The 14413-nt window shown below is 66.3% G+C and carries 11 protein-coding genes; 5 read left to right on the top strand and 6 right to left on the bottom strand.

What is annotated here, in order from left to right; all coding sequences use genetic code 11:
- Nucleotides 1-6 precede the first annotated feature (6 nt).
- From JQ586_RS22950 to nirB, 3 genes are read right to left on the bottom strand one after another with little or no spacing between them, the layout of a single operon-like run.
- Nucleotides 7-2706, bottom strand: coding sequence for a nitrate reductase (locus JQ586_RS22950; protein WP_212396884.1), 2700 nt, complete (start codon nt 2704-2706; stop codon nt 7-9).
- A 12-nt stretch (nt 2707-2718) separates the two neighbouring features.
- A complete protein-coding gene (gene nirD, locus JQ586_RS22945; RefSeq protein WP_212396883.1) occupies nt 2719-3048 on the bottom strand; it encodes a nitrite reductase small subunit NirD in 330 nt (109 codons plus the stop codon).
- Nucleotides 3045-5504, bottom strand: a complete 2460-nt coding sequence (nirB, locus tag JQ586_RS22940) for a nitrite reductase large subunit NirB (RefSeq protein WP_212396882.1) — start codon at nt 5502-5504, stop codon at nt 3045-3047. Before nirB ends, nirD begins: the two co-directional genes overlap by 4 nt.
- A gap of 623 nt (nt 5505-6127) precedes the next feature.
- Between nirB and JQ586_RS22935 the strand changes: the two genes are divergently transcribed.
- From JQ586_RS22935 to JQ586_RS22925, 3 genes are read left to right on the top strand one after another with little or no spacing between them, the layout of a single operon-like run.
- Nucleotides 6128-7387 (top strand): MFS transporter, encoded by a 1260-nt coding sequence (locus JQ586_RS22935; RefSeq protein ID WP_212396881.1) that lies wholly within the window; start codon nt 6128-6130, stop codon nt 7385-7387.
- Between the two features lie 32 nt (nt 7388-7419).
- A complete protein-coding gene (locus tag JQ586_RS22930) occupies nt 7420-9129 on the top strand; it encodes a bifunctional protein-serine/threonine kinase/phosphatase (protein WP_212396880.1) in 1710 nt (569 codons plus the stop codon).
- Between the two features lie 50 nt (nt 9130-9179).
- A complete protein-coding gene (locus JQ586_RS22925) occupies nt 9180-10217 on the top strand; it encodes a phosphotransferase (protein ID WP_212396879.1) in 1038 nt (345 codons plus the stop codon).
- A 3-nt stretch (nt 10218-10220) separates the two neighbouring features.
- On the opposite strand, the gene JQ586_RS22920 is transcribed toward JQ586_RS22925, so the two are convergent.
- Nucleotides 10221-10928, bottom strand: coding sequence for an NrtR DNA-binding winged helix domain-containing protein (locus JQ586_RS22920; RefSeq protein WP_212396878.1), 708 nt, complete (start codon nt 10926-10928; stop codon nt 10221-10223).
- Nucleotides 10929-11047: 119 nt separating this feature from the next.
- On the opposite strand from JQ586_RS22920, the gene JQ586_RS22915 reads away from it, so the two are divergent.
- Complete coding sequence (locus JQ586_RS22915; RefSeq protein ID WP_212396877.1) at nt 11048-12094, top strand: SPFH domain-containing protein; 1047 nt, start codon at nt 11048-11050, stop codon at nt 12092-12094.
- The gene (locus JQ586_RS22910) at nt 12078-13013 is read left to right on the top strand and encodes a sugar kinase (RefSeq protein ID WP_212396876.1); all 936 of its coding nucleotides are present in this window, start codon (nt 12078-12080) and stop codon (nt 13011-13013) included. The genes JQ586_RS22915 and JQ586_RS22910 overlap by 17 nt, the downstream gene beginning before the upstream one ends.
- Nucleotides 13014-13031: 18 nt before the next feature.
- On the opposite strand, the gene JQ586_RS22905 is transcribed toward JQ586_RS22910, so the two are convergent.
- Entirely contained in the window at nt 13032-13550 is a 519-nt protein-coding gene (locus JQ586_RS22905) for a GNAT family N-acetyltransferase (protein ID WP_212396875.1), read from the bottom strand.
- A 99-nt stretch (nt 13551-13649) separates the two neighbouring features.
- Nucleotides 13650-14393 carry an HAD family acid phosphatase gene (locus tag JQ586_RS22900; protein ID WP_212396874.1) on the bottom strand — a complete coding sequence of 248 codons (744 nt, stop codon included), beginning with the start codon at nt 14391-14393 and terminating at the stop codon, nt 13650-13652.
- Between the last annotated feature and the right edge of the window lie 20 nt (nt 14394-14413).

The following is a 14413-nucleotide window of genomic DNA, read 5'->3' as shown; positions in this document are numbered from 1 at the left end:
ACACCCCTACTCCGTGAGCGACCCCGCCAGCTGCGGCTGCGCCGCGGCGGCCGATGACGGCAGTGGTATCGCCGTGGTCGCGATCAGCTTGCTGATCTCGGGCTTGCAGCCGCCGCAATTGGTGCCCGCCTTCAGGCATTGTCCGATCGCCTCGACGCTGTCGGCGCCGTTGCGGATCTCCGCCGTGATCTGGTTGCGGCCGATGCCGAAGCAGGAGCAGACGATCGCGCCCCTGTCCTCGCCGTCTCCAAACGGTTGTCCGGCCAGCAGCGACATCCGCGCATTGGCCGAGAGCTCCTGCTCGGCGAATAGGCCGATCAGCCACACCCGCGACGGCAGCGTGTGGTTCGGCGCGATGAATACGCAACCCTCCAGCCGGCCGTCGCGCACCGCAGCGTAGCGGTAGCGGCCCGCGGCCGGATCGCGGTAGGCGATCCACTCGATCGCGACATCGTCGAGGCCGAGCTGCGTCCGCGCCCAGTCGCGCCAGCTTTCGGGACGCTCATTGCCGGTCAACTCCAGCCGCCAGCAATTGCCGGCCTGGCCGTGAACCCAGTAGCCGCTCGCCGGACGCGTGATCTCGTTGCGGCTCAGGATGAAGGCGTGCCATTTCGGCCGGAAGGGATCGGCCTTGACCGGCGTGTGCTTGGACTCCGGCTGGCCCGACAGCGGATCGACGGCCGGATTGACCAGCGCATTGACCCGGCCGGCGCCGGCGAATTCCTCGTTCCAGTGCATCGGCACGAACACGCAGCCGCGGCGTTGCTCCGACGTGACGACGACGCGCGCGATCATCTTGCCCCAGGGGCTCGTCAGCCGCGCCAGCCCGTCATGCTTGACGCCCGCCATCCGCGCATCCTCGGGATGGAATTCGGCATAGGGTTCGAAGATGTGCGACAATAGCCGCGCCGTCTTTCCGGTCCGCGTCATGGTGTGCCACTGGTCGCGCACGCGGCCCGTATTGAGCACCAGCGGATAGTCGCGGCTGGTCGCGTTGCGCGCGGCGCGCGGCTTCACCGCGACGAAGCGCGCCTTGTGATCGGGCGTGAAGAAGTGCGGCGTCTCGAACATCCGCGCGGTGCCCGATGGCGCGTCGCGCGTCACCGGCCATTGCACCGGCTCGAGCGCTTCGTAGGCCTGATCGTCGCAGGTCGCCAGCGCCGAGATGTCGAAATCGCGCCGGCCGCCGTTCTCGAAGCCGGACAGCTCGGCATGCTCGCGGAACACTTCGGCCGCAGCAGCGTAATCGAAGCCGGCATAGCCCATGCGGCGGGCGACGTCGCAGACGATGTACCAGTCGGCCCGCGCCTCACCGGGAGGCGGCAGGAACGGCCGCTGCCGCGAGATCCGCCGCTCCGAATTGGTGACGGTGCCGTCCTTCTCGCCCCACGCCAGCGCCGGCAGCAGCACATGGGCATGGCGCGTGGTGTCGGTGTGGCGCATGCAGTCGGAAACGACGACCAGCTCACAGGCATCGAGCGCCGCTCGCACGCGGTCCGCATCGGGCAGGCTGACCACCGGATTGGTCGACATGATCCAGACCGCCTTGATGCGGCCGTCGGCGATCGCATCGAACATGTCGACCGCCTTCAGCCCGCCCTTTTCCGCCATCACGGGGGCGCGCCAGAAGCGCTGCACGATATCGCGGTGCGCGGCGTTCTCGAGATCCATATGCGCGGCAAGCTGGTTGGCGAGCCCGCCGACCTCGCGGCCGCCCATCGCATTGGGCTGGCCGGTCAGCGAGAACGGCCCCATGCCAGGACGGCCGATGCGCCCGGTGAGGAGATGGCAATTGATGATGGCATTGACCTTGTCGACGCCGCTGGTCGACTGGTTGACGCCCTGCGAATAGAGCGTGACGACGCGTTCGGTCCGCGCAAACCAGTCGAAGAACAGTTCCAGCGTGCCTTCCGTCAATCCGCATGCCCCGGCTGTGCGCGCCACGGTCTGGCCGGCCACCTGCGCCAGCGCGTCGGCGACGCCTGACGTGGCGTTGCCGACGAAGTCGCGATCGATCACGTTGTTGCCGGCGAGATAGGCTAGCAGCCCGTTGAACAGCATGACGTCGCTGCCGGCGCGCAGCGGCAGATGCAGGTCGGCGCCTTCGCAGGTCGCGGTGCGGCGCGGATCGATCACGACGATCCGGCACGCCGGGTTCTTCTCCTTGGCGGCCAGCATGCGCTGATGCAGGATCGGATGGCACCAGGCGGAGTTGGAGCCGACCAGCACCAGAAGATCCGCCTGCTCGAGGTCCTCGTAGCAGCCGGGCACCGTGTCGCTGCCGAACGCGCGCTTGTGCCCGACCACGCTGGAGGCCATGCACAGCCGCGAATTGGTGTCGATATTTGCGGTACCGACAAAGCCCTTGGAGAGCTTGTTGACGACGTAATAGTCCTCGGTCAACAGCTGGCCGGAGACATAGAACGCGACGGCATCCGGCCCGTGCTCGCGGATGATGCGCGCGAATTGGCCTGCGACATGATCGAGCGCGTCGTCCCAGGTCGCCGGCTGCCCGTTCATCAACGGCGCAAGCAGCCGCCCTTCGAGGCCGATGGTCTCGGCGAGCGCCGAGCCCTTGCTGCAGAGACGGCCGAAATTGGCCGGATGCTCCCGGTCGCCGGAGACGGTGACCTTGCCATCCGCGTCCCTGTCAGCGACGACGCCGCAGCCGACACCGCAATAGGGACACGTGGTCTTGACGGGCATTGGCTGAAGGCCTCAGCTCGCAGGCACTGTCTGTCGCAGCGACAGCCACACCACGCCGTTCTCGACCTTGGCCGGGTGCGCGCGGGTACAGCCCTCGTCGGGCGCGACCGCTTCGCCGGTTGCAAGTTCGATGACGAAATTGTGCAGCGGACAGGTCACGCGCTTGTTGTGCACGATGCCCTGCGACAGCGGCCCTCCCTTGTGGGGGCAGCGGTCGTCGAGTGCGAACACGTCGTCTTTCTCGGTGCGGAACACCGCAACGTTGCCGCCGGGCGTCCGCACCACGCGCGAGCCGAGCCGCGGGATGTCGGTCAGCGCGCCGATCTTGATCCACTGGGTCATGCGAACTCCAATTCGGCGAGCGGGGCAAATTCGTTGCGGTCGACGCCGCGGCTCGCGCGCTCCGCCCACGGGTCGGTCTGCGCGAATTGCTGCGAATGGGCGAAGCGTTCGAACAGCGCCTTTCGGTTCTTGACGTCGTCGACGACGCGCTTCCTGATCTGCTCGAGACCGACGCGGTCGCACCATTTGTACATCCGCTCCAGGTACCAGCCCTCCTCGCGATAAAGCTGGGTCAACGCCACGATCACCTCGAGCGCCTCGTCCTCGGTCTCGACCTTGGTCAGGAACTCGGTGCCCTTGATGTGCAACCCGGCGGCGCCGGCGAAGTGGATCTCGTAACCGGAATCGACGCAGACCACGCCGACATCCTTGCAGGTCGCCTCCGCGCAGTTGCGCGGGCAGCCGGAGACGCCGAGCTTGACCTTGGCCGGGGTCCAGGAGCCCCACATGAACTTCTCGATCTTGACGCCGAGGCCGGTGGAATCCTGGGTGCCGAACCGGCACCATTCCGAGCCGACGCAGGTCTTCACCGTGCGCAGGCCCTTGGCATAGGCGTGGCCCGACACCATGCCGGCGTCGTTGAGATCGGCCCACACCGCGGGCAGATCCTCCTTCTTGACGCCGAGCAGGTCGATGCGCTGGCCGCCGGTGACCTTGACGGTCGGAATGTTGAACTTGTCGGCGACGTCGGCGATCGCGCGCAGCTCGTTCGGCGTGGTGACGCCGCCCCACATCCGCGGCACCACCGAATAGGTGCCGTCCTTCTGGATGTTGGCGTGGACGCGCTCGTTGATGAAGCGCGACTGCTGGTCGTCGCGATATTCGCCGGGCCATGTCGCGACCAGATAATAGTTCAGCGCCGGGCGGCAGGAATGGCAGCCGTTCGGCGTCTTCCATTCCATGAAGCGCATCACATGGGGAATCGACTTGAGCTGCTGCTCGATGATGACGCGGCGCACGTCGTCATGGCTGTGATCGGTGCACTTGCACAGCGGCTTGACCTTCGGCGCCGCCGAATAGTCGCCGCCGAGGGTGAAGGCCAGCACCTGCTCGACGAGGCCGGTGCAGGAGCCGCAGGACGACGATGCCTTGGTGTGGGCCCGCACATCGTCGAGCGTGAACAGCTTCTTGTCCGAGATCGCCTTGACGATGGCGCCCTTGCAGACGCCGTTGCAGCCGCAGATCTCGGTCTCGTCGCTCATCGCCGCGACCGAGCTCTGGCCGCTGACGCCGCCCTCGCCGAGATTGGCGGCGCCGAACACCAGCCGCTCGCGCATATGCGAGACGTCCGTGCCGTCGCGCAGGTGTTGGAAGTACCACGGGCCGTCGATGGTGTCGCCGTAGAGCACGGCGCCGACGATCTTCTTGTCCTTCAGGATGATGCGCTTGTAGACGCCGCGGTTGGCGTCCTGCAGCACGATCTCCTCCTTGTCGGGACCCGGCGCGAAATCGCCGGCCGAGAACAGGTCGATGCCGGTCACCTTCAGCTTGGTCGACGTGACCGAGCCGTCATAGGTGGCAAAGCCCTTCATCGCGAGATGGTTGGCACAGACCTTGGCCTGCTCGAACAGCGGCGCGACCAGGCCGTAGACCTGCCGCCGATGCTGCACGCATTCGCCGACCGCATAGATTCGGCCGTCATAGGTCTGCATGGTGTCGGAGACGACGATGCCGCGCTCGCAATAAAGGCCCGCCTTTTTGGCGAGCTCGAAATTCGGCCGGATGCCGACCGCCATGACGACGAGATCGGCCGCCATCTCGGTGCCGTCGGCGAAGCGCACGCCGGTGACGCGGTCCTCGCCGAGGATCGCCTGCGTCTGCGCCGGCATCTTGAACACCATGCCGCGCTCTTCCAGCGACTTGCGCAGCAGGCCGCCGGCGACCGGATCGAGCTGCCGCTCCATCAGCGTGTCGAGCAGATGCACGACGGTGACATTCATGCCGCGCTTCATCAGCCCGTTGGCGGCCTCGAGGCCGAGCAGGCCGCCGCCGATCACGATGGCGTTGCGGTAGGCGGTCGAGGCCTCGATCATCCGGTCGACATCGTAGATGTCGCGGAAGCCGATCACGCCCGGCAGGTCCTTGCCCGGCAGCGGCAGCACGATCGGGTTGGAGCCGGTCGCGATCAGCAGACGGTCATAGGGCGTGCGCTCGCCGGTCGCCGTGACGACCTCGCAGGTGCGACGGTCGATCATGCTGATCGTCTCGCCCTTGCGCAGCGTGATGTTGTTGTCCTCGTACCAGTCGACGGTGTTCAGCATGATGTCGTCGACGGTCTTCTCGCCGGCCAGCACCGGCGACAGCAGGATGCGGTTGTAGTTGCCGTAGGGCTCGGAGCCGAACACCGTGATGTCGTAGAGATCGGGCGCGCGTTCGAGCAGCGCCTCCACGGTGCGGATGCCGGCCATGCCATTGCCGATCACCACCAGCTTTTGCTTCGTAACCTTGTCGAGCATGGTCTGCCTTTCAATTCCGACGACGCTGCTCAGCGACGCGGCATGCGTCGTCGATCAACATCGATTGAGGTTGGGATTGTTAGGAAGCCCAGCCGCGGGCGCAGACCGTCTTCAATGACGATCAAGTTTCCTTTGCTTCCTGATATTCAAAACGCATGCCAACTTTGGACGACCAAATTATCCAGCAAAATCAATACGTTTTTGACCACTTCGGATTTTCATGATTATATCGGGCGTGGATCGCCGGCCGAATTTTTAGCCATGCCGGTCATCTCTTGTGCACCCCAGCATTCGAGTCAGCGATGACGATCGTCAACGCGGAGCAGCAGCGGCGTCGCGCACCAATGCGCGCGTCGCTCAAAAAAGCACCAGCCTGCGCGTTTACGCGGCGGGTGCCATCGCAATGACATTCATCGCGCACGGCGCAGATGCGACGACAACGCCTTGCGATTGCAGGCGAAGCGCAGCGTTTTGATTCGATGGCACGGTTATTGCTGCCACTTGTTCAATCGAGCGCGCCTCAACGACGAGAGCGGCTCTCGCTTTCACCAACAATCCATCCCGTTGAGCCGAAGCCGCGGCGGCACCGCGCGCGTCGGCCCCACGATTGCGAGGCTTGAGCAATGAAGTTTGCCGAATTCAGGAAGGCGGGTCACCTGCCGACACTCCTGGCCGCGTTCCTCTATTTCGATATCAGTTTCATGGCGTGGGTCGCGCTCGGCCCGCTGATCGTCTACATCGCGCGCGACATGAATCTGGCTGTGAACGAGAAGTTCACGCTGGTCGCGATCCCCGTGCTGGCCGGCGCGCTGCTGCGCGTGCCGATGGGCATCCTCGCCGACACCATCGGCGCCAAGCGCACCGGCATCATCGCGCAGCTCATCGTCATCGCGGCGACCGCTGTGGTCTGGCAACTCGGCCTCCCCAGCAAGCTCGCGGTCGTATTGTTCGGCGTTGTGCTCGGCATCGGCGGCGCATCCTTCGCGGTCGCCCTGCCCCAGGCCAGCCGCTGGTATCCGCCGCAATATCAGGGCGTGGTGATGGGCATTGCCGGCGCCGGCAACATGGGCGTCGTGCTCGACACGCTGCTGGCACCGTCCATCGCCGAGCATTGGGGCTGGCAGGCCGTGTTCGGCTGCCTGCTGATCCCGATGCTGATGGTGCTGGCCTATTACGTCGCGGCCGCCAAGGACGCGCCGGGCGAGCGCAAGCCGGTTTCGCTAAAGGCCTACGGCGCGCTGTTGAAGGATTCCGATACCCGCTGGTTCATGTTCTTCTACTTCATCACCTTCGGCGGCTTCGTCGGCCTCGCCAATGCGCTGCCGCTCTATTTCACGGTGCAGTATCACGTCTCCGGCGTTGCGGCGGGCCTGCTGGTGGCGCTGATCGTCGCGTTCGGCTCCGGCTTCCGCCCGGTCGGCGGCCTGATCGCCGACCGCATCGGAGGCATCCGCTCGCTGTCGATCCTGTTCGGCATCGTCGTGGCCGCCTATGTCGTGATCGCCTTCATGCCGGAAGGGCCGACCGCGCCGACGCAAGGCGGCTGGGCGCTGATGGCGATGCCACGCATCGCCTGGATCTCGGTGCTGCTGTTCTCGATCGGCGTGCTCGCGCTCGGCATGGGCAACGGCGCGGTGTTCCAGCTGATCCCGCTGCGCTTCCGCCAGGAGATCGGGCTGATGACCGGCCTCGTCGGCTGCGCCGGCGGCATCGGCGGCTATTTCCTGGCGCAGACGCTCGGCACCGCCAAGGGCATGACCGGCTCTTTCGGCGTCGGCTTCCTGTTCTTCGGCTTCCTGGCGTTGCTTGGCTTCATCGGACTTGCCATGGTCAAGGTCCGCTGGCGCACCACGTGGGGCGCCGTATCGGGAGCGCGCGTCTAGACGACCACGCGCTGAAGGCCTGACAAGGTACAATGCGCGTGGCGAACGGGTCGCAACGGGATCTCGGGGTTCGCGTCGGTTTCGCCAGCGAGACCGGCAAGCGCGACGCGAACGAGGACTATGTCGCGGCCTGCCTCGGCAGGCCCGGCGCCGTCAGCCGCGACATCGTTGCTGCGGTCGCCGACGGCGTCGGCGGCCACAAGGGCGGGCGCGAGGCCGCAGAGGTCGCGATCCGCAGCTTCATCGATGCCTTTTATTCCCTGCCGGAGACGCTCGGCGTCCGCCGCCGTGCGGCCCGCGCGCTGGAAGCCGCCAACAGCTGGATCCACAGCCAGGGCCGTGTCGACGCCGCGCGCAGCGGCATGGCCTGCGCGTTCACCTCGCTGATCCTGTCGCGGCGGCAGTGTCACGTCATCCATATCGGCGACACCCGCGCCTACCGGCTCAGCGAGGACCGGCTGGAGCGGCTGACCCAGGACCACATCGCCGGCCGCGGCGATCTTGCGCATCTGTTGAGCCGTGCCATCGGCTTCGAGGAATTCGCCCGCTTCGACACCACCAGCGTCGGGCTCAGGCAGCACGACCGGCTCTTGATCTGCAGCGACGGCGTGCACGGAGCGATCAGTGACCAGCGCCTCCACGACCTGCTCGGCGCGCGCACGCCGCCGGATGAATCCGCCCGCGCCATCGTCGATGCCGCGCTCGCCGCCGGCAGCAGCGACAACACCACCGCCCTGGTGCTCGACGTCGTCGACCTGCCGCCGGCCGACCGCGACGAGCTCACGCACGCGATCGCAACGCTGCCGATCCTCGATCTGCCCGAGAGCGGCGACATGATCGACGATTTTGCGCTCGGTGACGTGCTGTCCGACGGCCGTTACAGCCGCCTGTTCCAGGCGACCGACAAGCGCGCCGGGCGCGAGGTCGTGCTGAAATTCCCGCATCCGCGCGTCGCCAGCGAAGGCTCCTACCGCCTCGCTTTCGTGCGCGAAGCCTGGGTCGCCTCGCGGGTGCGCAGCCTGTGGATCGGCGAGATCATCGAGCTGCCCGCCGAGCGCCAGACAAGGCTCTATTCGGTCATGCCGCTCTACCAGGGCGAGACGCTGGAGCAGCGGCTGAGCCGCGCACCGCGGCTGTCGCTGTCCGAAGGCATTGCGATCGCGACCAAGCTGGTGCGCGCCGTCACCGCGCTGCACCGCGCCGGCATCATCCATCGCGACATCAAGCCCGACAACGTCATCCTGCTGACCGACGGCGGCCTGCGCCTCGTCGATCTCGGCGTCGCGCGTGTGCCGTTGCTGGAGGATTTTCCCGCAGAGGACATTCCGGGTACGGCAAGCTACATGGCGCCTGAGCTGTTTGCGGGCAACGCGGGCAACGAAGCCTCCGACCTGTTCGCGCTCGGCATCACCGTCTATCGCATGTTCACGGCGAGCTACCCGTTCGGGGAGATCGAGCCGTTCTCGCGGCCGCGCTTCGGCAAACCGGCGCCGCTGTCACGCTACCGGCCGGACCTGCCGGCCTGGCTCGATGCAGTGATCGGCAAGGCGCTCAGCGTCGATCCCGCGCAGCGCTTCGGCGATGCCATCGAATTCGCCCACGAGCTCGAGAACGGCGCCAGCTGGGCCGGCCCCGCGGCCACCAGCCGCAAATCGCTGCACGACCGCGATCCCGTGACGTTCTGGAAAGTCTTGTGCGCGATCCTGGCTGTGATCATCGTGGTGCTGCTGGCGCGGCACTGAGGTGAGGCGCGGCGATTTCCGCCAGCACAAGGGCCATGCTAGCGTTGGCCATGAGCACAACGGACTTCGATACGCTTCCGCCAACCCTGCGTGATGCGGCGCGCGCTGCGCTCGCTGATGTCATCGGCGCAGCTCCGGTCGATGCCGTCGCGCCGGTGTCCGGCGGCATGACGGCGGCAAGACTGTTCCGGATCGATGCCGGCGGCCATCAGTACCTGTTACGCCTCGAGGGAACGGTGAGCCCGTTGCAGCGGCTGGGCTTCGAACCGCTGGAAAGCCCGCTGCGCAATCCGCATCAGTATGTTTCGTTGCGCATCGCCGCCGAGGCCGGCATCGCGCCACGGCTCCATTACGTGAACGAGGCGTCACGCGTGGTCGTGATGGACTTTGTCCGTCGGCAACCGCTGTCCACCTATCCGGGCGGCCTGCCCGCGCTGACGCGGGCGCTCGGCGAACTGCTGGCGCGGCTGCAGGAAACACCGACCTTCCCGTATTTCGTGCGTTATCCCGACATCGTCGGCCGGCTCTGGGCCCATGTCGGCCGCACCGGCCTGTTCGCACCCGGTGTGCTCGATCGGTACAGCGAGCATTTCGAGCGCATCCGCGCGGCCTATGTCTGGGACGATGCGCACTCGGTCTCCAGCCACAACGATTCGATTCCGCCCAACATCCTGTTCGACGGTGCCAGGCTCTGGATGGTCGACTGGGAATCCGCCTATCGCAACGATCCGCTGGCCGATATCGCCATCGTCAGCGGCAGCATCGCGCGAACGCCTGAGCTGGAGCAGATCCTGCTGCGGGCCTGGCTCGGCGGCGCGCCTGATGACGCATTGCGCGCCCGCCTCAAGCTGGTGCGCGCCCTCACCCGCCTGTTCTATGCCGGCGTGGTGCTCAGCGCGTCGGCCACCACACCGCGCACGGCGCCCGACACCGACGTCGCGGCGCCGGCGCTTGCCGAACTCGAACATGCCCTCCGCAGCGGACGCCTGAAGCGCGGCACGCCGGTCTTCTACCATGTGTGCGGCAAGGTGCTCCTCGCTGCCTTCCTGTCAGACGGCCTCGGGCCGGGGTTCGATCTTTCGGTGTGAGGCTCAGCCCGGCGGGTTGAACGTCCGGGCGAAGAACACCGGAGCTTTCGCCTTCTTCAGCCGGTAGAGCTGCGCCGGGCGGTTCGGTCCCTTGCGCATCCTGGCGACCGGCTCGATCAGGTCGGCGGCGAGCATGCGGGTGCGGAACGCGCTCTTCTCCAGCGGGCGGTCGAGCACGATCTCGTAGGTGCGCTGCAATTCCGGGAGCGTGAACTCCGGCGGCATCAGATAGGCGGGCAGCGAAGTGTATTCGACCTTGCTGCGCAGGCGCTGGATCGCGGTGGCCAGGATCTCGGCATGGTCGAAGGCGAGGCGCGGCTTGACCTTCTCGCCATCGACCGCGAACCACTGCGCATCCGTGGCCTGCACGCCGCCCGCCGCCTGTTCCGGCAGCAGCGCGAAATAGGCATGCGTGGCAGACCAGCCGCGCGGATCCCTCGCCGCACTGCCCCAGCTCCCGAGCTGCTCCAGATAGGGGCTGACCACGCCGGTCTTGTCCTTCAGCTTGCGCGCCGCGCAGGCTTCCAGGTCGCGATCAGCGGCGATATCGACGAAGCCGCCGGGCAAGGCCCAAGCCCCTGGAAACGGCTCGTTTTTTGCCGTCGGCCGCTGAACCAGCAGGACCTGGAGCGCGTCCGACCTGATGGCAAAGATGACGACATCAACAGTCGTCAGCGGCCTCGGGAAGTCGAGTTCCGGCCTGTCCGACATTCTACCCGCTCCCTCCGATGGAGTGAACCTTTTCACGTCTCCGCTTGACAATAGCATACTTAGTTGTACAGTCCAACTAACTTAGTTGTCCAGACACACTTATAACGGGAGTGCACGCCATGTTTGGTTTCCGCTTCATCAAGGCCCAGCCGACCACCTATCTGATGAAATTCCGCCGCGGCGCGGTGACCGAGCAGGGAGCCGGCCTTTCCGGCTTCTACTACGGCCCCGTCACCTCGCTGGTCGCAGTCCCGATCGGCAGCCGCGACGCAGCCTTCATCTTCCAGCAGATCGCTCGGGACTTTCAGGCCCTCACCATCCAGGGTCATGTCACCTATCGGATCAGCGAGCCGCAGAAGGCTGCCTCCATGCTCAACTTCACCCTGAAAGCAGACGGCAAGACCTATGAATCCGACGACCCCGAGAAGCTGTCGCAACGAATCCTGGCCACCGTCGAGGTGCTGGCGCAGCAGGCTACCAAGGAGCTGACGCTGAAGGAGGCGCTGCAGGCCGCCGATCGCATCGCCGGCCTGATCGAGTCCGGGCTGCGCGGCCGCGCCGATATCGCAGCGCTCGGTCTCGAGATCCTCGGCGTCTCCATCCGCGGCGTGAAGCCGACACCCGACACCGCCAAGGCGCTGGAGGCCGAGGCGCGCGAGGCGATCCTGAAGAGCGCCGACGAGGCGATCTTCGCGCGGCGCAATTTCGCGGTGGAGCAGGAACGCGCCATCCGCGAGAGCGAGCTCGACACCGAGATCGCGGTCGAGCAGAAGAAGCGGTCGATCCGCGAGACACAGATGGATGCCGAGGCAAGCGTTGCGGCCAAGCAGGCCGAATTGCGCGAGGCCGGCATGGTCGCCGACATCACGCTGGAGAGCAAGCGCAAGGATTTCGTCGGCCTCAACGCCGAGAACACGAGGACCCTGGCCGATGCCGAGGCCTATCGGGTCGGCGCGCTGATGAAGATCTTCGAGGGCGTCGACACCCGCGTGATCCAGGCGCTGGCAGCTGCCGGCATGCAGCCGGGCCAGCTGATCGCGCAGGCCTTCAGCGGGATCGCGGAGAAGGCCGAACGGATCGGCCAGCTCAACGTCTCGCCCGACCTGCTCAACACGTTGCTGGAAAAACCCGCCGCCGTGGAGGCCGCCCGTGCCCGCCGACAATGATCGCAAGGTCGTTCTCGTTACCCGCAAGACGCGGCTCGAGGAGCTGATCGCGAAATACCTGACGGCGGCTCAGGCGCGCTTCTATGTCGAGCATCTCGGCGCTGACTTCTCCGACTATCAGCGCGAGCATGACGTCTACCAGGCCGAGCGGCACCTCACCGTGCAGGCGCTGGAGCAATGGGGCCGCTACCAGATCATCGACCGGAGCTTCCTGCCGAACTTCATCTTCGGTCCCTCCGACATCGTGGTCGCGCTCGGCCAGGACGGCGTCGTCGCCAACACGATGAAGTATCTCGACGGCCATCCGCTGATCGGGCTCAACCCCGATGCGAAGCGCCATGACGGCGTGCTGCTGCCCTTCGTGTCGCGCGACCTCCCTGCCCTGCTCGGCGAGGTCGCTGCCGGCAGACGCGGCCACAAGGCGGTGACGATGGCCAAGGCCGAACTCACCAACGGCCAGGTGCTCCACGCCGTCAACGACCTCTTCATCGGCGCGCGCACCCATACCTCCGCGATCTACGAGATCGCGACCGCCGAGCGGAAGGAACGGCAATCCTCGAGCGGCCTGATCGTCTCGACCGGGCTCGGCTCGACCGCCTGGTTCAAGAGCGTCGTCACCGGATCGCTGGCGATTGCCGGCGCATTCGGCGGCGGCAACAACGCCCCGCCCTATCTGCCGCAAGCCTGGGACGCCGGCGCGCTTCGCTTTGCCGTGCGCGAGCCGTTCCCGAGCCGCACGTCGCAGGTGAGCCTGGTCTGCGGCAACATCACGCGCGCCGAGCGCCTCAGCGTGCGGTCGCTGATGCCCGAGAACGGCGTGATCTTCAGCGACGGCGTCGAAGCCGACCGGCTGGAGTTCAATTCGGGCACGGAAGCGCTGATCGCGGTTGCGGAACGCGAGGGACGGCTGGTGGTGTGACGGCGCGGCGGGCTGCGCTCACCGCTTCGCGTCGGCAAGATCCTTCGCCATCAGGATGTCGTCGTAGTAGCGGCCATCGATCTTCAGGGCGCGCTTTTCCAGACCGTACTCCACAAAGCCCGCGCGCTCGTAGAGCCGAATGGCCGATACGTTGCCCTTGACCACGGAGAGCTGGACCAGCTCGACCGATAGCGCGGCAAGCGCAAGCGCGGCCTCGAGCAGCAACCGGCCGACGCCGGCGCGGCGAGCCACCGCCCGCACATACATTCCGACCAGCATGCCCTTGTGGCGCCGCTTCGGCCCGTCGCCGACGAGCAGTCCCACGGTCCCGACCAGTTCGCCGCCCCGAAACGCGCCGAGCATCACGGCACCGCCATCGAGCCGTTCCGCGAACCAGCCGACCGGCCGAACGCATTCCGTCTCGAACGCGCTCGCGAATGCTTCCGGACTGGTCAGCAGCGCCTCGAGGCGAACTTCGCGGTAGATGGCGGCATCAGGGCCTGTCAGGCGCCTGATCTCGATCGGGGATGCGGTCATTCGGTTGGGTCCGGGCGTGACGAAGAGGACACGATGAATAGTGCGTCCCGGCGCCGGCGTCACCAGAAGAAAGGTCTTCGCCGCGAACTGCAATTCCCGCTATTTGATGAAGTAGAACGGGTTCGGCACCTTGAAGCGGCATCCGGAGTTGTTGCCGTCGATGTCGCTCATCTGATCACCGATATTGGCGATGATGGTATAGCCCTCGGCCGCGACCTTGGCGCGTTCCGACGTCTTGAAGGCCTGCACGGTCGGGAACTCATCCCTGTCGGGACGGGTGTGGAGCTCGGTCCAGGCGTAGCCGGCGTGATCGAGATTGATGACGGTCGCATCGCGCTGCGAATCATGACGCCCCGTGATGAAGATCACCGCGATGCGCTTTCGCTTCGCTGCCTTGAACAGATCTACCGCTCCGGGCAAAGGCTCCGCGCTCGCCATCGCGATCCACTTGTTGAAGCCGCAGGGGCCCGCCGGCAACACGTCGCAGGCGCCGCCTGCAATGAAGCCGAAATTGTCCGCAGCCAGATTCGGCCAGTTGGTCAGCGACGTCTCGTCGATGTCGAAGACGATCGCAGGCGACTGAGCCTGCCCCGAATAACTATCGATGAACATCTGGGCCACGCCGAACACCGCCGCGACATCGGCCAGGTAGAAGTTGTCGTGATAGTCGGTCAGCCGCGCCTTGACGTTGTCGATGTTGAGCGGCGGAGGCGGCGCGTCGGGAATGTGATTGGGCGGCATCGCCGGGCATTCGTCCGCGATGGCGGCGCATGGCGCAATCGCCAGCATCGCGACAACGGCCGCCGCGACGAGACGGCTGCGTCTGCTGGCCCAACACGTCATGTCTGCTCTCCCGGTTGATG

It is taken from the genome of Bradyrhizobium jicamae (genome assembly GCF_018130215.1).
Lineage (GTDB): Bacteria > Pseudomonadota > Alphaproteobacteria > Rhizobiales > Xanthobacteraceae > Bradyrhizobium > Bradyrhizobium jicamae_A.
The sequence above is the reverse complement of the archived record's forward strand: the minus strand, read 5'-3'. Positions and strand labels throughout refer to the sequence as shown.